The 21,372-nt window shown below is 73.2% G+C and carries 17 protein-coding genes; 10 read left to right on the top strand and 7 right to left on the bottom strand.

Annotated features, from left to right (window positions below):
- Positions 1 to 6: 6 nt before the first annotated feature.
- Genes J0911_RS13210 through J0911_RS13200 form a run of 3 tightly spaced genes read right to left on the bottom strand, consistent with a single transcriptional unit; the run spans position 7 to position 2,929 of the window.
- A complete protein-coding gene (locus J0911_RS13210; RefSeq protein ID WP_207275926.1) occupies positions 7 to 1,272 on the bottom strand; it encodes a kynureninase in 1,266 nt (421 codons plus the stop codon).
- Complete coding sequence (locus J0911_RS13205; protein ID WP_207275925.1) at positions 1,269 to 2,138, bottom strand: amidohydrolase family protein; 870 nt, start codon at positions 2,136 to 2,138, stop codon at positions 1,269 to 1,271. Before J0911_RS13205 ends, J0911_RS13210 begins: the two co-directional genes overlap by 4 nt.
- On the bottom strand, positions 2,138 to 2,929 hold the full coding sequence (locus J0911_RS13200) for a tryptophan 2,3-dioxygenase (protein ID WP_242636724.1): 792 nt from the start codon (positions 2,927 to 2,929) through the stop codon (positions 2,138 to 2,140). Before J0911_RS13200 ends, J0911_RS13205 begins: the two co-directional genes overlap by 1 nt.
- A 175-nt stretch (positions 2,930 to 3,104) precedes the next feature.
- Between J0911_RS13200 and J0911_RS13195 the strand changes: the two genes are divergently transcribed.
- Positions 3,105 to 3,521 (top strand): PNPOx family protein, encoded by a 417-nt coding sequence (locus J0911_RS13195; protein WP_207275923.1) that lies wholly within the window; start codon positions 3,105 to 3,107, stop codon positions 3,519 to 3,521.
- Entirely contained in the window at positions 3,514 to 3,999 is a 486-nt protein-coding gene (locus J0911_RS13190) for a GNAT family N-acetyltransferase (RefSeq protein WP_207275922.1), read from the top strand. Before J0911_RS13195 ends, J0911_RS13190 begins: the two co-directional genes overlap by 8 nt.
- 115 nt (positions 4,000 to 4,114) lie before the next feature.
- Here the strand turns inward: J0911_RS13190 and J0911_RS20480 are convergent, their stop codons facing one another.
- Both J0911_RS20480 and J0911_RS21165 read right to left on the bottom strand, forming a co-directional pair.
- Positions 4,115 to 5,656 carry a DUF5979 domain-containing protein gene (locus J0911_RS20480; RefSeq protein WP_307865081.1) on the bottom strand — a complete coding sequence of 514 codons (1,542 nt, stop codon included), beginning with the start codon at positions 5,654 to 5,656 and terminating at the stop codon, positions 4,115 to 4,117.
- A gap of 20 nt (positions 5,657 to 5,676) precedes the next feature.
- A complete protein-coding gene (locus tag J0911_RS21165; RefSeq protein WP_207275921.1) occupies positions 5,677 to 10,842 on the bottom strand; it encodes a DUF5979 domain-containing protein in 5,166 nt (1,721 codons plus the stop codon).
- A gap of 338 nt (positions 10,843 to 11,180) precedes the next feature.
- On the opposite strand from J0911_RS21165, the gene J0911_RS13180 reads away from it, so the two are divergent.
- From J0911_RS13180 to J0911_RS13145, 8 genes are all read left to right on the top strand, one after another.
- Positions 11,181 to 12,542 carry a right-handed parallel beta-helix repeat-containing protein gene (locus J0911_RS13180; protein ID WP_207275920.1) on the top strand — a complete coding sequence of 454 codons (1,362 nt, stop codon included), beginning with the start codon at positions 11,181 to 11,183 and terminating at the stop codon, positions 12,540 to 12,542.
- Positions 12,539 to 13,399 carry a hypothetical protein gene (locus tag J0911_RS13175; protein ID WP_207275919.1) on the top strand — a complete coding sequence of 287 codons (861 nt, stop codon included), beginning with the start codon at positions 12,539 to 12,541 and terminating at the stop codon, positions 13,397 to 13,399. The genes J0911_RS13180 and J0911_RS13175 overlap by 4 nt, the downstream gene beginning before the upstream one ends.
- A gap of 3 nt (positions 13,400 to 13,402) precedes the next feature.
- Complete coding sequence (locus J0911_RS13170; RefSeq protein ID WP_207275918.1) at positions 13,403 to 14,611, top strand: Dyp-type peroxidase; 1,209 nt, start codon at positions 13,403 to 13,405, stop codon at positions 14,609 to 14,611.
- A 187-nt stretch (positions 14,612 to 14,798) separates the two neighbouring features.
- The gene (locus J0911_RS13165) at positions 14,799 to 15,368 is read left to right on the top strand and encodes an HhH-GPD-type base excision DNA repair protein (RefSeq protein WP_307865080.1); all 570 of its coding nucleotides are present in this window, start codon (positions 14,799 to 14,801) and stop codon (positions 15,366 to 15,368) included.
- A 157-nt stretch (positions 15,369 to 15,525) separates the two neighbouring features.
- A complete protein-coding gene (locus J0911_RS13160) occupies positions 15,526 to 15,912 on the top strand; it encodes a hypothetical protein (RefSeq protein ID WP_207275917.1) in 387 nt (128 codons plus the stop codon).
- Between the two features lie 96 nt (positions 15,913 to 16,008).
- A complete protein-coding gene (locus tag J0911_RS13155; protein ID WP_207275916.1) occupies positions 16,009 to 16,527 on the top strand; it encodes a hypothetical protein in 519 nt (172 codons plus the stop codon).
- Between the two features lie 98 nt (positions 16,528 to 16,625).
- Positions 16,626 to 17,198 carry a DUF305 domain-containing protein gene (locus J0911_RS13150; RefSeq protein ID WP_207275915.1) on the top strand — a complete coding sequence of 191 codons (573 nt, stop codon included), beginning with the start codon at positions 16,626 to 16,628 and terminating at the stop codon, positions 17,196 to 17,198.
- 59 nt (positions 17,199 to 17,257) lie between these two features.
- Positions 17,258 to 18,769 (top strand): copper resistance CopC/CopD family protein, encoded by a 1,512-nt coding sequence (locus tag J0911_RS13145; RefSeq protein ID WP_207275914.1) that lies wholly within the window; start codon positions 17,258 to 17,260, stop codon positions 18,767 to 18,769.
- Positions 18,770 to 18,857: 88 nt separating this feature from the next.
- Here the strand turns inward: J0911_RS13145 and J0911_RS13140 are convergent, their stop codons facing one another.
- On the bottom strand, positions 18,858 to 20,009 hold the full coding sequence (locus J0911_RS13140) for a fatty acid desaturase family protein (protein WP_207275913.1): 1,152 nt from the start codon (positions 20,007 to 20,009) through the stop codon (positions 18,858 to 18,860).
- 62 nt (positions 20,010 to 20,071) lie between these two features.
- Positions 20,072 to 21,322 carry a sensor histidine kinase gene (locus J0911_RS13135; protein WP_207275912.1) on the bottom strand — a complete coding sequence of 417 codons (1,251 nt, stop codon included), beginning with the start codon at positions 21,320 to 21,322 and terminating at the stop codon, positions 20,072 to 20,074.
- Positions 21,323 to 21,372: the final 50 nt, after the last annotated feature.

The following is a 21,372-nucleotide window of genomic DNA, read 5'->3' as shown; positions in this document are numbered from 1 at the left end:
GGCGGGTCACCGCCCCGGGGCGGCCCCGGGGTCGCGCAGCGCCTCGGCGACCAGCGCCAGGCCGCGCGCGACCTCCGTGAAGGACGTGCTCAGCGGAGACAGCCCGATCCGCATCCCGGCGGGCGGGCGGAAGTCGGGGACGACACCCCACCGCCACAGCAACGCGGTCGCCTCCCGGAACCGGGGGTGCTCCAGCATCACGTGGCTGCCGCGCACCGCGGCATCGCGGGGCGAGGCCACGCGCACGCCGAGCGGTGCCAGGTGCTGGTCCGCGGCCTCGACCACGAACTGCGTCAGGGCCACCGACTTCGCGCGGACCGCGGCCATGCCCACCTCGTCGATGAGATCGAGCATGTCGCGCATGGGCAGCATGCCCACCACCGGCGGCGTCCCGCTGACGAACTGCCGGATCCCCGGCGCGGGCTCGTAGGCCGGTCCCATGGCGAACGGGTCGGCCGCGCCCATCCAGCCCTGCACCGGCTGCCGGAGCTGGTCCTGCAGCTCCCGTGCGACGTAGCCGAACGCGGGCGCGCCCGGGCCGCCGTTCAGGAACTTGTACGTGCACCCCACCGCGAGGTCCACGCCGCACGCGTCGAGCTCGACGGGCACCGCGCCCACCGAGTGGCACAGGTCCCACAGGACGAGAGCCCCGGCGTCGTGCACGACGCGCGTGACGGCCGGCATGTCCGCGACGAACGCGGACTTGAACGCGACATGGCTCAGCAGCACGAGCGCGGTGCGCTCCGAGACGACACCCGCGACGTCGTCCGCCGTCACACCGAGCGCCGGGTCCGGCGTGATCCAGCGGATCGTCATCCCGCTCTCGGCCGCGACACCCTCCAGGACGAAGCGGTCGGTCGGGAAGTTCTCGGTGTCGGCGACGATCTCGTCGCGCCCGGCGCGTGCGCCGACGGCGGCGCGGGCCAGCTTGTACAGCATCACGGTGGTGGAGTCGGCGACGACGGTCTGCCCCGGGGCGGCACCGAGCGTGACCCGGCCGATGGTGTCGCCGAGCTCCGTGGGTGCGTCCATCCAGCCCTCGTCCCAGGCGCGGATGAGGCGGGAGGCCCAGACGTCGTCCACGAATCCGGCGAGGTGGTCGCGCGTGGCGCGCAGGGGGCGGCCGAGCGAGTTGCCGTCCAGGTAGGCGACCAGACCCGGGCTGGGGGCGAACCGGTCGCGGTAGTGGGCGAGCGGGTCCGCGGCGTCGAGCGCCGCGGCCCGCTCCGCCAGGGCGGACGGGGTGAGCGCGGCGCTGCTCTGGGTCGTCACGTCAGGGCCTCCAGGTCGGCGGGGGTCAGACGACGCGCGTCGGCGAGCCAGTCGACCATCTCGTCGGCGGTCTCCGGCCTCGGGTGCGGCGAGATCAGCGCCCGTCCCGGCACGACCCGGTCCGGGGCACCGACCACGGCGCGCAGCAGCGCCTTGCCGGTCAGCCCCGCCTCGCCGAGCAGTTCGATCTCGCGGGTGTTCAGGCCCACGGGCGTGTCACCGTTGCCCATGTCCGTGCCGTAGACGACGGCACCACCCGCCGCGGAGAAGCGGCGGACGTTGTCCAGGGCGATCCCGAGCGCCTCGCCCTCGTGGATCGCGAGCGTCGAGATCCAGGTGGTGCGCCCGGCGGAGGCCCGCAGCAGCTTGTCGGGCAGGTGCTCCGACCAGGGCGCGTGCACCAGGACCTCCGCGCCGGCGCCGAGCGCGCGGGCCGCCTGGCCGGCCCCCTCGGCGTGCACGACGGCAGGGAGCCCGGCGGCGCGGGCCGCGCGCACGAGAGCGACCAGCGTGACGTCGTCGAGCAGCGGCATCCCGGCGTGCAGCGCGATCTTGACGAACGACCCGCCCATGGCGACGACGTCGGCCACCGCTCGCTGCGCGTCGGCCCGGCCGGCGACGGACCGGACGGCGGCCCGCGGCGCCCAGGTACGGCCGGTCGGGTAGCCGCCCGGCGCGGTGTGGAACGGGCCCGCGAAGCGCACCCTGACGCCCGTGGGCGGCGCCTTGGCGATGGCGGCGATGACGACGGGGTCCCAGCCGAGGTCGTGCACCTCGGCGACGACCGTGCCGGCGAGCCGGTCCGGGTCCACCAGCCCCAGGTGCACGTGGTGGTCGACGACGGCGGGCAGGAGCGACCGGGCCATCAGGCACCGACCTCCGTCCGCACCGAGATGAGCTCCGGGAAGAACGTCAGGTCGAGGGCGCGCCGGAGGAAGTCGACGCCCGAGGACCCGCCCGTCCCCGTCTTGAACCCGATGGTGCGCCGCACCGTGCGCAGGTGGCGGAACCGCCAGAACTGGAAGGCGTCCTCCAGGTCGACCAGGTCCTCGCACGCCTCGTAGATGTCCCACGCCGACGCCGGGTCCTGGTAGATGCCGGTCAGGACGGGGATCAGGTCCGGACGCTCGACCCAGGCCTCGGTCACGTCGCGTTCGAGGATCTCGCCGGGCACGGCGTAGCCGCGGCGGGCCAGCAGACGCAGGAACGCGTCGTAGACGGTGGGCTCGTGCAGCAGCCCGTCGAGCAGGTCGTACGCCTCCGGGTTCCCGCGGAAGACGGGCAGCATCCTCTCGTTCTTGTTGCCGAGGATGAACTCCACCGCGCGGTACTGGTACGACTGGAAACCCGACGACGAGCCGAGCACCCCGCGGAACTCCGCGTACTCGCTCGGGGTCAGGGTGGCCAGGACCGACCACTGCTCCGTGATCGTGCGCTGGATGTGCTTGACCCGGGCGAGCGCCTTGAGGGCGCGGAGCAGGTCGTCGGCGTCCAGGTACGCACGCGCCGCGCTGAGCTCGTGCAGCACCAGCTTCAGCCACAGCTCCGTGGTCTGGTGCTGGATGATGAACAGCAGCTCGTCGTGGTGCTCGGGCTCGCTCACCGGGTGCTGCGCGGAGAGCACCTGGTCGAGGCCCAGGTAGGAGGCGTAGTCCATCTCCTCCCGGAAATCCGTCCGGATGCCCTTCTCCAGGGGCCGTACCCCCGCCGTCGTCTTCGTCACGCCTTTCCCCTCCTCAACCGACCATAACGCCAACCTGACGACCGACACGAATCTGAGAGACCCCGCACGGCGGCTCGCTCCGGGGCGGCCTTCTCGCCATGATGGACGCATGGACCTGCCTGAGCCCGTCGCCGCCCTGGCCAAGACCATCAACCCGACGTTCGAGAAGGTCGCGAACGGCTTCCCGCCCTTTGCCGTCGTGCACCATGTGGGCCGCATCTCCGGCAAGGAGTACACGACGCCCGTCGTCGCGTTCGCGGGGCGCGACCCCGACTCCGCGGAGATCCTCGCCGTCGTCCCGCTGCCCTGGGGCCCGCGGACCGACTGGATGCGGAACATCACCGGCGCCGGGACGTTCCGGCTCACCCGAGGGACCGAGGACTTCCACGTCGACCTGCTGCGGGTGCTGCCCGCGGAGGAGGCGGTGACGATCCTCGCCCCCGTGCCGCGCCAGCTGCTGCAGACCTTCGCGCTGGAGGAGTGCCTGGTCGGGCGGCTGCGCCGGGTACCGTCTGCGCATGCCTGAGTACACGCTGCGTGACGCACGCCTCGAGGACGCGGCCGCGGTCGCGGCCGTCCACTGGACCGGCCGGCGTGCCGTCTACCTGCCGCTCGTGGCGGAGGATCACTGGACGACGGACACGCAGGCCGCCGGTATCGAGGCCTGGAAGCGCCGGCTCATGGCGGGTGAGACCCCGCTCGTGGCGGAGGTGGACGGACTGGTCGTCGGGTTCGCCGTCGTCGGGCGCGCGACGCCGCGGCTGGGTCACCAGCCGAAACGCGACCTCGCCCTGCACGACCTGTGGGTGATGCCCGAGATGCACGGCAGCGGCATCAGCCGGGCGCTGCTGAACGGCGTCCTCCCGCCCGCCCGGTCCGCCGAGCTGTGGATCGCGGCCGCGAACACGGGTGCACGCAAGTTCTTCCAGAAGAACGGGTTCCTGCCCGACGCCACCACCGGCACGGGAGAGGACGGCGTGCTCGAGGTACGGCTCGTCCGCTGAGCGGTCCCGTCCCGGCGATCCCGCCGACAGGCACCGTCCGAGCCGGGCACCGCCCGAGCCCGGCACCCCCGTCCCGGTGATGCCCGGGAGCCTCCCGGGGCTCCCGGGCACCTCGTCAGGTGTCGCGGCGTCGGCGGACCGCGATCAGCGTGCCGCCCACCAGTACCGCGGCGGCCGCCGCCACGATCAGCAGCAGTGTCCCCGTCGCGCCCGTGATCGGCAACGGCGTGCCCGGCGGCCCGGGCGTGTCCGGACCGGGCCCGTCCGGCCCCGGCGGTCCGGGTGCGGTCGCGCTCGGCGACGGAGTGAGCTCACTCGGTCCCGGTGTCGGTTCCGTCGGGGTCGGCGTCGGCTCGGGCGGTGACGGCGTCGGACTCGGCGTGGGCTCCGGCGGGGTCGGCCCGGCCGTGTTCACCACCACGATCTCCACCACGCCACCGGCCTCGACGGTGAACGTGGCCTGGTCGAGACCGCCCGGCACGGGCGTGCCGTCGACGACGAACCGCACGCCGGTCCACCCGACGCCGGGCACCTCGTCGCGCGCCACGGTCTCCCGCACCACGATCTCGGTCCCGGCTGGGACGTCGGGCGAGGCCACGGGGGTCCCGTCCGCCGTGACGACCAGCGGCAGCCAGGTCGCGCCACCGTCGGTGGAGTACTCGAGGAGGAACCTCGTGCCGCCCGGGACATCGTCCGCCGCCTCGCCGTCCACGGCCTTGCTCACCTGGAAGCGGCCGGCCTCGGGTGCGGCGGTGTTCGTGAGGACGACGCCGATCTCCGTGCCGGCCTCGACGGTGAACGTCGCCTCCCCCTCGACGGGCACCCCGTCGACGGCCAGGACCGGCTCCCCCCAGACGACCCCGTCGACCTCGGGAAGACCCACCTCCGTGACGGTGACCTCGGCACCGTGCTCCAGCTCCGGCGACGGCCACGGCTCACCGACGACGACGGTCGCGGTCGCCGCCTCCCCGTCGACGGTGTACTCGACGGTGAACCCGGTCCCCGGGGGTACCGCGTCGGCGGCGTCGCCCTCGACGACCTTCGCCACCGAGAACGTCCCGGGAAGGTACTCGGCCGTGTTCGTCGCGACGACCGCGACGACCTCGCCGCTGCCGACGGTGAACGTGGCCGTGTCGCCGTCCACCGGTCCACCGTCGACCTCGAGCGTGACATCGCCCCATGTGACCCCGGGTACGTCCGGGCGGTCGCCGGTCTCACGCACCATCACCTGAGTCCCGGCCGGCAGGTCGCCGGAGGAGACCGTCGTGCCACCCGCGGGAACGGTCACCGGCTCCCAGGTCCCGCCCCCGTCGACCGAGTACTCGATCGTGAAGCCGGCCCCGGGCGGCACCTGCGCCGCGGCCTCGCCGTCGACCAGCTTCGCCACCGTGAACGAGCCCGGCTCCGGGGCCGCCGTGTTGGTCATCGTCACCTCGACGGTGGCGCCGGACCCGACCGTCACCGACGCCGGGTCGACGACGGGCTCGCCCCACTCGACCCCGTCGACGTCGCGGAGCTCCCCCTCGCGGAACAGCACCTCGGTGCCCGCCGGGAGGTCGGGCGACGTGACGACCTGCCCCAGCGGCACGGTCGCCGCACCCCACGTCTCGCCGCCGTCGAGGGAGTACTCGACCGCGAACTCGGTCCCCTCGGGCACGAGCTCCGCGGCCTGGCCCGTCACCACCTTGGTGACGGAGACCCTGCCGGGCGCCCGCGAGGCGGTGTTCGAAATCCCGACCGCGACGCCGTCCGCCGCCCCGACCGTGAAGGTGGCCGAGTCGCCCTGCACGGCGACGCCGTCCACGGACAACACGGGTGACTCCCACTCGACCCGGGGACCTGGGGGAACGTGACCTCGCTGACGGTGACCTCGGCGCCCGCGGGGACGCCGTCGACCGTGAGGGTCTCGCCGGCCGGGACGGAGACCTCGACCGGTGCACCGCCGTCCACCGTGTACTCGACGGTGAACCCGGTACCCGGTGGCACGTCGGCGGCGGCCTCGCCGTGCACCTCCTTGGTGAGGGTGAACGATCCGGGCACCGCCTCCGCCGTGTTGACCATGTCGATCCCGACCGCCGGCTCGTCACCCGGGCGGATCACGATCGTCGCGGGCGAGCCGGCCGGCTCGCCGTCGACCAGCAGCCGTGGCGCGCCCCATTCCACGCCTGGCACCTCCGGCAGCGGTTCCGCCTCGCGGACCAGTACCTCCGTGCCCGGCTCGAACGTCTCCGCCGGCACCCCGATGCCGTCGGCGGACACCTCGATCGGCGTCCAGGTCTCGCCGCCGTCGGTGGAGTACTCCAGCGTGAACACCGTCTCGGTGGGGACGGTCCCGGCCGCCGCGCCGGTCACCGTCTTGGTCACGGAGAAGCCGCCCGGTTCGGGTTCGGCCGTGTTCTCCAGGCTCACCTCGACGAGCGCGTCCGGCCCCACGGTGAAGGTCACCTGCCCGGTGGCCGGCTCACCGGTGCCGACCACGAACACCGGCGCGCCCCAGACGACGCCGTCCACCTCGGGAAGCGGCCCCTCACGCACGGTGACCGGCGTCCCCGGGGGGAACGTCCCCTCGGGAGAGACCGGCTCCCCGACCGGCACGTCGAGCGTCTGCCAGGAGCCGGGGTCGGCCGGGGTGGTGGTCCACTCCACCGGGAACGTCGTGCCGGGCGGCACGTCGTCGGCGGCGTCGCCCGTGACGGTCTTGACCACCTCGAAGTCACCGGGGGCCGGCGTCGCCACGTTCTCCAGGCCGAGCTCCACGGTGGTCCCGGCCTCGCCGACGGTGAAGGCCGCGCAGCCCGTCTCGGGGTCGACGGTCACGCCGTCGCCGGACAGCCGCGGGTCGCCCCACTCCACACCGTCCGGCGGGGGCGGCAGGTCGGTCTCGCACAGCAGGATCTCGGTCCCCGGCGGGAACTCCGGCGACCCGGCGGGCGCGGGCGAGCCGTCCCCGTCCGCGTCGTAGGGGACCGACAGCTCCGTCCAGGTCGCGCCGCCGTCGGTGGAGTACTCCACGCCGAAGGTCGTGCCGTCGGGCACGTCGCCCGCGGAGCCTCCGGTCACCGACTTGACGACGGTGAACGTCGCACCGGGTGCCAGCCGGTTGGTGACCTGCACGGTCGCCACGCCGTCGGTGTCGTCACCGTCCACCAGCGTCACCGGGCCCTCCGGGGTGTAGGTCACCTCCTCGACACCCTCGCCGGCGGTCTCCGAGATTTCGACGGTCGTGCCGATCGGGAACCACACCGTCGACGGGGGCACCGTGCCGTCGCCGCCGACCCGGACGGTCAGCACACCGTCGGCGGCGCCGTCCGGATCCACGTCGGTGACCAGACCCGCGTTCCCCGGGTACGTCGCGACGTCGCCGAAGGTGAAGGCGGCGTCCTCGTCGCGGTCCTGGGGCCCCGCCACCAGCCCGCGGAAGTCGGAGGTCCGCAGGGTGAGGTCGAACGTGCTGCCCGGAGCGGGCGCGGGACCCTGGTCGTCGAACAGCTTCTCGACACGCAGGGGCGCCCAGGCGAGGAAGCCCGCGTCGATCGAGTGGTCGTTCTCGCCGGGGCCGCCGAGGGTGAACGCGTACTCGCCGTCGGTGGTGCCGGGGTTCGAGTCGTGCCGGTCGGGATCGTCCGCCGGCTCGGGGGCATCCGGCATCGGATCCGGACGTGGTCCCACGCCGTCGGCGTTGTCCGTCTCGTCGTGCGGGTTGTCGCCCGCGGTCACCTGCGTCGCGGTGAACGGCACGGCGGACCACGGAGCGGTCACGGCCGTTCCCCAGAGGTCGACGGTCAGGGTGCCGTCGGCGGGTCTCACGAACCGGACGGTGTAGTCGTCACCGAACTCCAGCGGCGCGAAGTGCTCCGTGTCCGCCTCCCGTGAGGAGAAGTAGTACGTCCCGTCGTCCGCCGTGGTCTGCGTGGCGACGACGTCGCCCGCGGTGTCGACGAGCTCGACCTCGATACCGCCGAGTCCCGGTTCGTCCGCGCTCTGCAGGCCGTCCTGGTCGGCGTCGAACCACACCCGGTTGCCGATCTCGACCGGCGCCGGGAGCGCGAGCGCGTCGAGGTCGCCCAGGCCGCCCCCCTTCTGGAACGAAGGGCTCGGCAGGGTCGACTCGCCCGGGTCGGTGGTGAGCTCGACGCCGCGGTCCGGCGCTCCGTCGTCCACGGTCATCCACTCGAAGCCCTGGACGCGGACGTTGACGAGCGGGTCGAAGGCGGTGGTGACGACCTCCGTGGCGCCCGGGGGCTCCAGCACGGCGCCGAGCGCCGACTCCTCGTGGTTCAGTTCCTGCGCGAAGCCGCGGGCGTTGCCGTCGAGCGCCTGGTCGTCCGCGTAGAACTCGAACCCGCCCGGTCCGGGCTCCCGGTGCACGGGCGTGGAGTCGAACCGCTCCGTGGTCTCGCCGTCGGCACCCACCCCGGTGGCCCGGGCGGCGTGCTCCAGCGCGAACGTGCCATCGGCGTCCCGGCCGGCCAGAAGCATGTCCCCGGCCGAGACCGCCTCGAAGTGGATGTCGGGCGATGTGCCGTCGTCCTGGCCGACGTCGGCCGCCCACTGGATGTTGCCCGCTTGCAGCTCGGTCCGGTCGGTCAGACCGAGCGTCATGAACCCGGCACTGTCGAACGTCAGGGAGGACAGGATGGCCTGCGGGTACACCTGGATGTGGTGCCCGCTGGACCATCCGGTGCCCGCGGACACGTCCAGGCCTGCCGAACCGTCCGGCCAGCCGTTGCCGTCCGTGTCGCCCGCGTCCCACGTCCACTCGTCGGCCCAGGAGTTCCAGTGCCGCACCTGCGGGTACTGGTTCGAGTAGCGGGAGCCCTGGCCGCCCCAGCCGTTGATCGGGTCGCCGCGCGGATAGCCCAGGTCCACGTCGAGCACCTGCTCGGGGCTCCCGCCGTCGAGAGAGAGCTTCGCGGCGCGGGCATGCAGCGGCTCGGTGCTGTCGCACGCCGGCCACCCGTCCACGTCCGGCTCACCGGAACCCGTGGTGGCGCAGTTGCCCGGCGCCTGGCCGGTGTCGGCCCAGCCGACGAACACCTCGTCGCCGTACACCTCGACCGCCCACGGACGCTCGGACTCGCCGAGGCCGAGCGGGATCCGCAGCACGTCGGCGGCGGTCGGGACGAAGCCGGGGTCGTGGTCGGGGCTGTCCGGGCTGGTGGGCGTGATGTCGATGCGGTACAGGTCCCGGTCCGCGAGGTTCATCACGTAGAGGTAGGTGGTGAAGCCGTCGGTCCAGGTGTCGATGCCGCCGATACCGACCTTGCCGGCGTTCGCGAAGGCGTCCGGATCCGCCACCTCGTCGGTCGGCGCGCCGATCCCGCGATCCGCGTTCGACGGCACCGACCCGACGTCGATGCCCAGGTCCGTGAGGGAGAACCAGGGCTCGACGCTGCCCGCCGGGCCGATGTCGTCCGCCACCCGCCCGCTCGCCGGGTCGAGAACGTCCGGGATGCGGTAGACGGCGCCCAGCGCGCGGTCGGTGTCCCCGCCCCACCGATGCTCCGCGAGACCCGAGACCCGCTTGTACAGCGCCGAGAGCAGGTAGGTGTTGCTGGTCTTCTCGTACGCGTTGCCCCAGACCGAGCCGAGCTCGCCGAAGGTCGCGAGGTCGCGCGGAGCCGAAGGTTCGGTGAGGTTCACGGTGCGCGCCTGGGTGAACCGCGGCTCGCCGTCGTACCCGCCGGCCGGCACGAAGATACCGCTGACGGTGCCGGTGAAGTTGTAGCAGTTCACCTCGACGTCGGTCGCGGCGAACGCGCCCGCGCGAGGGCTGGTGGACTCGTCCACCTCGGTGCTCGGGTCATCCGGGACGGTCTGCGGTGTGGTGAGCCGCTCGGTGAAGACGAACGGGCCGGTCCAGCACTCGCCGTCGGGGTGCAGCACGCGGACCGAGTCGAACCGCTGCGGCTCGACGGTCCGCGTCGGTCCGACGGCGTCGACCCCGTCGTAGAGCGTCGCGTTGCTCCACGGCCCGGCGTCCCAGATCCCGTTGCCGTTCTCGTCGACGAACGAGACGTCCGAGCCCGGCTCGTCGGCGTCCCAGAAGCCGTCGCCGTTCCGGTCGTCGTACCAGCCGTACTCGTCGCCGTCCGGACCCGACGGCGCGAGGGTGTCGGTGCCCTCGTCGTAGCTGCCGTTCTTGTTCAGGTCCTGGTAGTAGTGCACGTCCTGCGACGTCGACCAGTCGGCCGCGCGGAGTGCCGTGCGGTCCGCGGACCCCGGGTCCTGCGGGTCACCGGCGGACTGGATCGCGGTGACGAGGTCGAACGGGTCGGTCCGGTGGTCCTCGGGACGCAGGACACCGTAGTCGACCGTGTCGTCCCCGGCCGCCACGAACTGCACCGACGTGTCGTTCTGCGCTCCGTCCCCCGCGAACCACGACTCGTGGTGTGCGGGCACGTCCGAGAAGGTGACCCGGAGTCGTGCGGTCGCCGTGCCGGCGGCGACGAACGGTGCGGACCCCGTCTGGTCCGCGAACTCCTGCTCCGTCATCGACCACGTTCCGTCGGACTCCTGGTACCAGTGGCCCGGGACGACGTCCGGGTCCGTCGGGTCGTTCGGGTTCTCGGGGGTGTCGGCCGGATCGCCGGGCTGCCATGCCTGCACGCGTTCGGTCCGAGTGGTCGCCGATCGCCCGAGGGCGTCGGTCACGGTGACCGTGACGTTGCCGACGCCGCGTTCGAGGAACCCGTCCGTGGCGTCGTCGTCGAACGCCCCGTCGCCGTCGTGGTCCTCGAAGACCCGGCCGGCCGCGATGACGTCCTCCGGAGCGGCCGACGTCGGCGGCACCGCCGAAGGGACGAGGAGCATCGCCGTGGTGAGCCCGACGGTCGCGGTCACGCCGAGAAGACGGGAACGGCCGAGAAGACGCGAACGGCCAGGGCTTCCGGAGATCGCAGAACGCATGGTTCTCCCGTGGAGCGCAGGTAGGAATCACGAGACCGGAATCGACGTTATCCGGATTCCCGGGGTGGCGCTCAGCACCGAACCCGAACGGTCGATGATTCACCCGCCCGCATCGCCGTGGCCAGCCGTTCGACGGTCATTCCTTCCGGAGGCCGGCGCACCCTCACCCCGCGCATCCGTGCGCAGTCCTGCGCATTTTCGCGCACGACAAAGAATGTTGAGAAAATCGCCCCGCAGATGCACCCGAACAGCGTCATGCCTACACTCCAGCCATGCCGTCGAAACGGGACCTGGCATCATTCATCGGTGTTTTCCGCCGGGCCGCGGCCGCGGTGGCCGTCCTCACCGTCGCCGCGTGCGCCGGCGGCTCCGCCGCCACCGAGGGAACGGCGGGCGGCGGGGATGGAACTCCCGCGGTCCTGCGCGTTCCGGACGAGCACACGACCGTCCAGGCCGCGGTCGACGCCGCCTCCCCCGGGGACCTGGTCCTGGTCTCTCCCGGCACCTACGCCGAGAGCGTCCTCGTCGACACCGACGACGTCACGGTTCGCGGCACCGATCGCAACGCCGTCGTGATCGACGGCGAGGGCGTCCGGAGCTCCGGGGTCGTCGCCACCGCCGACGGCGTCCGTATCGAGAACCTCACCGTCCGCCGCACGATGCACTACGGCGTGCTCGTCACGGGAATGCACGACGACGACGGCCCGAGCGCCCACGGGACCGACGGCTACGAACGACTCGACCCCTCGAGGTTTCCGCCGGTGGAACGATTCGCCGTCCGGCACGTCACCGCCGCCAACAACGGGCTGTACGGCATCTACGCGTTCGACGCCCGGCACGGCGCCATCACCGATTCCTACGCCTCGGGTTCGGCGGACTCCGGGATCTATGTCGGCCAGTGCCGCGAGTGCGACATCCTCGTACAGGGAAACGTCGCCGAACGTAATGCGGTGGGGTTCGAGAACGCGAATGCCTCCGACTCGGTGGTGGTCTCCGGGAACCGCTTCTCGGCCAACCGGGTCGGGATGACCTTCCTGTCCAACTACCAGGAGGCGTTCACCCCTCAACGCGCCGGCACGGTGGTCGGCAACGTCGTCACGACGAACACCTCCGCCGACTCCCCCGCGCACGCCGAGGGTGCGTTCGGCATCGGCATCGGCATCAGCGGCGGCCGGCACAACGTGCTGCGCGACAACCTGGTCGCGGGGAACCCGCGCGCGGGGGTGCTCCTGGCCAACACGGAGGACCTGGCCGCCGTCGGGAACCGGGTCGACGGCTCCTGGGCCGGCGACGGCGTGAGCCGCAACGGCGTCGACATCGCGAACGTCTCGGCGGACCGTGCCCCGGCGCGGGGAACCTGCCCCGGCGCCGCCGCGTCGACCCTGCCGGAGAACCTTCGAGCGGCATGCGGGACCCCCGGGCCGCTGGACGGCGTGGCACCCGGTGAGCTCCCGCGGGTGCAGGCGCCGCCGGGCATGAGCTTCCTCGAGGTGCCGGCGCCCCCGCCGCAACCGGGCATGACCGATGTCGAGAACGTTCCCGCGCCGCTGCCGAGCACGGTGACGGCCGGGATCCGACTCCCCGAAGGCGTCCCGGACGCCGACCTTCTGGCCGAACGGAGTGGTGTGGCATGACCCGGAGTCCTGGCGAGCAGCACGGCGGCCGCCGGTTCCCGCGACGGTGGCGGGCACGCCAGGCGCCGGGCGCCGTCGTCGCCGTCACGCTGCTCCTCGCCGCCGCCTGCACGGACGGCGGCGGACCGGCCGCGGAGCCCGCGCCCGCACGCCCCGTCACCGTCGCGGAGTCCGAGCAGCTGGCGAACGTCCGGTTCCGGAACTTCGACGCGGGCAGCCGCAAGGTCACCGCGCGGTACACCGAGCAGGGCCACGAGGTGAGGCTCCAGGGCTGGTTCGACTACACGACGCACACGGGCTACGGACTCGTCTCCGCCGACGGCCGGCCGTCCGACCGTGTCGCCTGGAACGGCCGGCTCGTCGCGACGAGCACCGGCGACCGCCTCGGCACACCCCTGAGGTCGCTCGACGGGTGGCAGGCCGGAGAACTGGACCCGGCGAGCTCACCGCTGGCAGTCGTCCTCACGGTGCTCGCGAGCCTGGGCTCGGACCGCCCGGAGAACCCGATGCTCATCCGCCAGGGCGGTGCGCTGTGGCTGCGCGAGGACACCACGGGCGAACGGGCGGTGACGGTGTTCGCGGGACCCACGGCGGCGCCGAAGGAGCTGGACGACGACGGTTCGGCGGGGGCGGCCGGGAGTCCGGCTCCCTCGCCCGCGCCGACGACCGGTTCCGTCGTCGATCCCGACGCCGCCGGGATCCGGTACTGGGTGGACCGGACCGGTCTCGCGCACCGGGTCGACGTACGCCTCGGCGACCGATGGGCCGCGGTCACCCTCGAGCACGCCACGGTGACCGTTCCGCCGCTGCTGCGGGACGTCGAGCTGCGCGAGACGCCCGACCGGTCCGAGAGCTGACCGATGGACCGGGTCAGCCGACGGGAGGTGCTGTTCGGGACGGGCGGGGTGATCGCCGGCGTCGTGGCGGCGGCCGGCGGGACGGCGGCCGGAACGGCCCTCGAACAGGGGCGTGACGACGGCACGCCGGCAGCCGCCGCGGACCTGCCCGCCGACGCGCCGTCGACCGGCGCGGTGCGGCCGGACGGCACGACTCAGGCCGGGATCGACCGGCCCGCCACGCCCCAGAGGTTCGGGCTGCTGACGGTGCTCGATCTGCCGGACGCCGGGAGCCCTGCCACCCTCCTGTCCCGTCTCGCCACGCTGGGCACGGCGGTTCTCGACCTCACAGGGGCCGCTTCCGCCGTCCCACCGGGCGGCGCCGGCGACCTCACCGTGACCGTGGGCCTCGGCCCGCGGCCCGTGGCCGCGATCGATCCCGGCCTTCCCGGTGCCACGGCGCTGCCCCGGTTCGCCGGCGACGAGTCGATCGCACCCGAGCGGGTGGGCGGTGATCTTCTCCTCGCCCTCCACGGCTCGGACCCGATGGCCCTGCCCGCCGCGCTCCGGGAACTGCGCGCCGCCCTCGGGGACGCGACACCGCGCTGGTCGGAGTCCTGTTTCCGGGGGCCCGGTGACGGCATGGTGGCGCGGAACCCGCTCGGCTTCCACGACGGCATCACGGTCCCGCACGGCGTCCGGGAGCTGAGCCGCGAGGTCTGGCTGCCCCCGGAAGGGGACGGCGGCGATCCTCGCGTGACAGGCGGCACCCTGTGCGTGCTGCGGCGGCTGGTCCTCGACACCGCGAGGTTCGCGGAACTCGGTACCGGCAGCCAGGAGGCCGTCATCGGACGGCGGCTCTCGGACGGCGCGCCCCTGTCGGGCGGCACGATGTCCGACGACGTCGACCTGCGCGCCAAGACACCCACGGGCCAGTACCTCGTACCGGCCCGGGCACACACGCGGGCGGCGCACCCGTCCTTCACCGGCAGCGGCCTGATGCTCCGGCGAGGCTACGGGTTCGCCGCGCCCGCCGTCGGGGACGATCCCGGCGAGACCGGGCTGTTCTTCATCTCCTTCCAGCGCGAGCTCGACACCTTCGTGCGCACGCAGCACCGGCTCGACGAGATCGACGCACTCATGGAGTTCGCCACCCCGACGGCGAGCGCCTCGTTCCTCGTGCTCCCGGGATTCGACGCGGGCCGGCCCCTCGGGTCCACGCTGACCGCGTGAGCGCCTCTGCCGTGGTACCGGCCTCGAGGGGCGGCGAGAGCATGCGGCGCGATAATGGCCGGGATGGGACGGTGGGGCACCGCCGACGCGGACCTCGGCACGCTCCGGCGTCGAGCGGTCCGCACCGTCACGCCGGATGCCGCCGGACCGGAGGCTGAGCCGGCCGTCAAGTGCGTCAGGAAGGGTGATTCTCGTGTCGTTCCACGTGACAGGCATGCCGGAGGCCGATGCCGTACTGGATGAGCATCCGTTCGCGGTGGTGGTGGCGATGCTGCTGGACCAGCAGTACGGGATGGAGCACGCGTTCCGGGGGCCGTGGAAGATCAAGTCCCGGCTCGGGTCGATCGACCCGGCCGTGATCGCCGAGACCGACCCGGACCGGTTCGTGGAGCTGGCTACCACTCCCCCGGCCATCCACCGCTACGGCCGGTCGATGGCAGGCCGGGTCCAGGACCTGGCCCGGCATGTGGTCGAGGAGTACGACGGCGACGCGACCCGCATCTGGAGCGAGGCCACGTCCGGTGAGGACCTGTTCGCTCGCGTGCGCGCACTGCCGGGGTACGGAGATCAGAAGACCAAGGTCTTCGTGGCACTCCTCGCCAAACAGATGGGCATCCGTCCCGAGGGCTGGGAGCAAGCCGCCGGTGACTACGCCCTGGACGGCTACCGCTCCGTCGCCGACGTCACGAGCCCCGAGACCCTCCAGAAGGTCCGCGACTTCAAGAAGGCCAAGAAGGCAGCCGCCGAAGCAGGCTGAGGGTGACGCGCCTGCGGCGCGTCACCGGACCTTCCGACGGCTCGCGATCGGTCGAGCATCTGTCCTGCGTCCGGACGACGGGGGTCCCTGCGATCAGCGGTCCCGGTCGTCGTCTAAGGTGGTCAGCGCTCTGATCCAACCGTGGAGGGCGGCTGACATGACTCTCTTCGAGCAACCCGAGCGACGTCGGCACGCCTACGGCCGGATACTGCTGACCGTCTCGGCGCTCATCGTTCTGCCGACGTTCGTCGCCCCATGGGTCGCCGTCGTTCCTGTCGCACCCGACCCGTCCGCGGACGGCATCGACAGCAGCAGGCTGTACCTCAACCTGGTGCCCCTGACGGTCGTGCTGCTCGGGATCGCGGTCCTGGGCGCGGTGGTCGGAACGGTGCTGGCCGGTGCCCGTCGCCCGGGCCCGTGGGTCGCGCTCGTGCTCGTCGGCGTGCTCGCGTCGGGCTCGTGGACGATGTCGTCGCCGTTCCTGAAGTGCTGGGGCTCCGCGCGCTACGCGATCGACTTCGAGGACTCGATCAGCTGCCGGTGACCGCCACGCGGGCCAGGCGCTCGGGAACGACGGCGGCGGCTTCCGCGTGTACCGCGCCGGTTCCCTGGACGCCGACAGTGGGATAGCCTCCGTGCCGTGCACGTGATCTCCCTCCTCCGTTCGGTCGCCGGTGGGCCCCGGCGAGGTCCGATCGGGGTACTGGCGATCCTGACGGTGATCTTCGGCGTGGTCACGATGCACTCGATGAGCGGGTCACCGACGGCGCACATGCACCACGTGCCGCACGGTGAGGCCCCTGTCGTCACCGCCCAGCCGGCCACGGCCGAACGCGTCGCCGCCGCACGCACCACGGCAGAGCAGGACGCGACAGCGCGGCTCACGGCCGCCGGTGACGTATCGGTGAGGCAGGCGCCGGAGAGCCGCACGCCCGGGGAACGGGAGGTGGGCGCCTGCCATGACGGGTGCGGCGGCCACGACCTCACGACGGCGATGTGCCTGATGATCCTCGTCGCGCTCCTCGCCCTCGTCGTGCCGGCGCGACGGCTCCTGTGGCGGTCCCCGCTCCTCTCGTCGGCGGCCATGACCCCGGTGTTTACCGGCGTGCGCGCCGTCGCCGCTCCTTCCTTGCACGAACTCTGCATCTCACGGACGTAGACCCGGCCGCGGCGCGCATCGCGCCGACCCGCGGAGCGTGACCGTGCCTGAGCGGCCGCGCCGATGAGTACTGCCCGAGACGAGTTCGAGGAAAACCCATGAAGCACACCCTGATGTCCGTCCTTGCCCTGGCTGCCGCAGCCGCCCTCGCAGGCTGCGCGGGTTCCGAGGAGCCCGCGCAGGACACCGCGACGGCGGCCGGCGAGCACGCAGGACACAACGACGCGGACGTCATGTTCGCGCAGATGATGATCCCGCACCACGAGCAGGCGATCGAGATGGCGGACGTGGTCCTGGCCGAACCCGGCGTCGACCCCCGGATCACCGACGTCGCCACCGAGGTCAAGGAGGCGCAGGCGCCCGAGATCGAGGAGCTCGGCCGGTGGCTGGACGCCTGGGGCGCCGAGCGCACCGCCGAGCACTCCGGGCACGCCGGGATGGACGGCATGATGTCGGAGGAGGACCTGCGGATGCTGGAGGACGCCTCCGGCGCGGAGGCGAACCGCCTGTTCCTGGAGCAGATGATCGCCCACCACCAGGGCGCGATCGAGATGGCGCAGACGCAGATCGAGTCCGGTCAGGACGCGGGTGCGATCGAGATGGCGCAGACGATCGTCGCCACACAGCAGGACGAGATCGACGAGATGCAAGACCTCCTCGCCTCACTGTGACCGACAGGTGGTGCGCCGGCGCCCGGCCGGCGCACCACCGTGCACGAAGGAGTCCCCCCATGCGCCGAACCCCCGACGGCGCGCACCCCCGCGTCGTCGTGCCCCGCACTGCCGCCGCGTTGATCGCCGCCCTTCTGCTCTCGCTCTGGTGCGCGCCGTCCGCCGGCGCGCACACCCGGCTCGAGTCGACGGCGCCCGCCGCCGGGTCGACGTCGAGCCGCCCGGTGACCGAGGTCACGCTGCGTTTCACGCTGCCGGTGAGCGTGCTCGGCGACGGTGTGGTGATCGACGGTCCGGAGGGCACCGTCGAGGCCGACGTCGCCCCAGCCGAGGACGGTCTCGTCCTGACGGCGACCCCCGGAGATCCGCTGGGCCCCGGCGACTACACCGTGACCTGGTACGCCGCGGCTCAGGACGGCCATCCGCTGGAGGGCTCCTTCGGCTTCACCGTGGCCGGCGAGGGCTCGGGCGGGTCTGCCGGAGCCGCCGGCACGCCGTCCGCCGACACGCCGTCCGCCGACGCGACGGGCCCGGCGGACGCCGACGGCGACGCCGGCAGCGGTGATGCCGCGGGCGACGCCGCCTCCGGCGGCGACTCCGCGGCGCACGCCGGCACGCACCACGACACGGGTCACGATCCCGCCACGATGGACACTCCCGCGACGAACGCCGCGAACGCGGTCGCCCGGCTGGGCAGCGCCACCGCGCTCTGGGGCGGGCTGGTCGCCGCCGGCGGCCTGGCGTTCACGGGTCTCGTGCTGCGCCGTCGCGACGTGGAGGACGCGCCGACCGTGCTGCGGCTCGTCCGGTGGGCCGGCGCGCTGGTCCTCCTCGGCCTGGCCGTCCGCGTCATGGCCAGATCGGTGCTGGTGGCGCACGGTGATCTCGCGGCGGCGGTGTCGCCCTCCGCGGTCGCCGACTCGCTCACGGGCACGACCATCTGGGACGTCGGCCTCCAGGCTGCCGGTGCCGTGGCCGTGGCGGCGGGCGCGTGGCGCACGCTGCGGGCCTCGTGGCCGGCGGTCCTCGGCGCCGCGCTGATCGGTGCCGGACAGGTCGTCAGCGGCCACAGCAACACCGTCGAGCCGCGATGGCTCGTCGTGACCGCCGACGTGGCGCATCTCGCCGCGGCCGCCACGTGGGTGGGCGGTGTCGTCGCGATCGGGCTCCTGCTGCGCACCCGGCGGCGGGACGGACGCGAGCTCGACGCCGCGCTGCTGGGGGCGCGCTTCTCCGTCGTCGCGGCCGTGTCCGTCGCGGTGGTCGGCGCGGCCGGCGTGGTGCTGGCGGCCGCCGTCCTCGACCGCCCGGCCCAGCTCTGGGAGAGCACCTGGGGGTGGTTCCTGCTGGCCAAGGTCGGGGTGGTGGTCGTCGTCGGAGCGATCGGCGCGTACAACCACTTCGACGTCGTGCCCAGACTCACGGCACGGCGCCGTGCGGTGGTGCGCCACGCGGGGCGCTCCCGGACGGCGATCGGCTCGCTACGGCGCGGCGCCGGCCGGGAGACCGCGCTCATGGTCGTGATCGTCGTGCTCACGGCCTGGCTGGTCGGGGCATCGGTGCAGTCCTGAACGACCGCGAGCCGTCGGGCCGGGACCGGTGCCCCGGGTGTCACCGGTGGCGAGTACCGGCGAGGGCATGGCTCGCACCGGCCCGCCGTCAGCGGTAGCGTGCCGCGATCGGGCACTCCATCGGGTCGACGTGGCCGAGACCCACCCTGTTGAGGTAGCGGATCACGATCCGGTAGGACTCCAGGAGCCCGGTCTCCGTGTACGGGATGCCGCGCTCGGCGCAGAACTCCCGCACGATCGGCTGGGCGCGCCGGAGGTTGCCGGACGCCATGCGCGGGAACACGTGGTGCTCGACCTGAAGGTTGAGGCCGCCCATCGCCCAGTCGACGAACCGGCCGCCACGGATGTTGCGGGAGGTGAGCACCTGCCGGCGCAGGAAGTCCACGTCGGCGTCCTTCGGGATCAGCGGCATGCCCTTGTGGTTGGGAGCGAACGCCGCCCCCATGTAGACGCCGAAGACGACGAGCTGGACCGCGAGGAAGGCCGCACCGAGCCACGGCCCGAGTGTCGCGATGACGAGCACCGGGAAGCCGACCAGCCGGATGCCGAGCAGCCACGCCTCGGCGGCCCGGTGCTTGATCGCCGGCGTGGTGGCCAGGACCTGGATGGCGTTGGCGTGGAACACCGGTCCGAACAGCGTGAGCAACGGGAAGAACAGCCAGCCCTGGCGCCGGGTCACCCAGCCGAGCAGGCCGGTACGCCCTTCCGCCTCACCGGGCACGAAGACGAGCGCTCCCGTGGCGATGTCGCCGTCCTTGCCGATCACGTTCGGGTTGCCGTGGTGCTTGTTGTGCTTACGGGTCCACCACCCGTAGCTCAGCCCGACGACGAGGTTCCCGATGACGCGGGAGTACCAGGCGTTGCGTGCGCCGCTGGTGAACACCTGCTGGTGGGCGCCGTCGTGCGCGAGGAAGGCGCCCTGGGTGAAGGCGACGGCGAACCCTGCCGCGACGAGCAGCTGCCACCACGTCTGGCCGAGCGTCAGCAGCAGCACGAACGCGACCGCCAGTTGCGCGGCCAGGGCCACCGTCCGCCAGACGTACCAGCGGAACCGCCGCTCCATCAGACCGGCGTCGGCGACGCGGCGCATGAGGTCGAAGTAGTCGTTGGTCTGCGGGTTGCGGGCGGTGCGGGGCCGGACGGGCCGAGCCGGTCGGGCCGGGCGGGCCGGGGAGGCCGGTCGGGCCGGGGAGGCCGGTCGGGCCGGGGAGGCCGGTCGGGCCGGGCTGTCGATCGTCATGCTCGTCAACCTACGAACGAGTTCACGTGGCGCGCGTCCCCCGCGAGAGCCAAGTTCACCCCCTACGTGAGTAGCGGGTCCTCGTCCTCGACCACGGGGATGACGGCGACGAGCTGGAAACCGCCGTCGGGCGTCACGTCCGCCGTCACGGTGCCGCGCAGGGCACCGACACGCTCGCGGATGCCGGCCAGGCCGAGCCGGGCGCCGGGCGCCGGCTCCGCGACCCGCTCGGGGGCGGAGTTGGCGACGCGCACCGTGAGGTCGTGCCCGTCGTCGGAGACGGTGACCGCGACGGGCGAGCCGGGGGCGTGCCGCAGGGCGTTGCTCAGCGCCTCCTGGACGACGCGGAACGCCGTGAGCCCGACAGCGTCGGGCACCTCGGCGTCGGTACCGGAGTACGTGATCTCGACGCCCGAGGCGCGGGTGGAGTCCACGAGGCCGGCGACGTCGGGAAGGCCTGGCAGCGGCGCGGTGGGCGCGGTGTCGTGCCCGCGCAGGATGCCGAGCAGGCCGCGCATCTCGCCCAGCGCGCGACGGGAGGAGGCGGCGATCTCGGCGAACTCCCGCTGGACGGCGTCGTCGAGCCCGGGCAGACGGTAACCGGCCGTCGTGGCCTGGACGGTGATGACGGACATGGAGTGTGCGACGACATCGTGCAGCTCGCGGGCGATGCGGTTGCGTTCCTCCAGCTCACGGCGCCGGGCGACCTCCGCCGCGCTGAGCCGCTGGGCCTCCTCGACGCGGCCCACGCTGGCGATCCACAGCCGGACGAGAAGCCCCACGAGAGCGAAGGCGCCGCTCACCGAGAGCAGCACCACGCCGTTGGCCATGACGGCGTCGTCGGCCGGGTGCCTGACGGCGGCCGGCGCCAGGACCGTGAGCATCGCCCCGGCCGACCAGAGCGACGCCGCCCAGTACCAGGGATGGCGCAGGGCCAGGACGAACACGGTGAGGCAGTGCGCGAGCAGCACGGTGACCGGCCACGGCCAGGGCCACTCGGGCGCGGCCCCGGCGGTGATCGGGATCAGGACCAGCGCCCCGGCGATCGACGCGCCCAGGCCCGCCCACGGCCACCGCACCGCCAGTGCCACGGCGGCGCAGTGCACGAGGGTGCCCACCATGGCCGCGAGCGGGTGGGTGCCGTAGCCCGAGGCCGTGACCGGCCACCCGACGGCGACGAGCACGACCGTGCCGACCGAGACGATCGTCCAGAGCCACACCACGGCGCGGCGTGCGGGTGAGACGGTGGCGTCGTCGGTCCTCGTCAGGGCGCGCATGACCGCGGGGAGGCGGCGTTCGCGGGTGCTGTCCATCAGGGTCAGAGTAGGCGTCCGGTACGGACCTCGGCGTCACTCCCAGGAGC

This window comes from Myceligenerans salitolerans (assembly GCF_017349295.1).
Taxonomy (GTDB): domain Bacteria; phylum Actinomycetota; class Actinomycetes; order Actinomycetales; family Cellulomonadaceae; genus Myceligenerans; species Myceligenerans salitolerans.
This window is presented reverse-complemented; position numbering and strand designations above follow the sequence as displayed.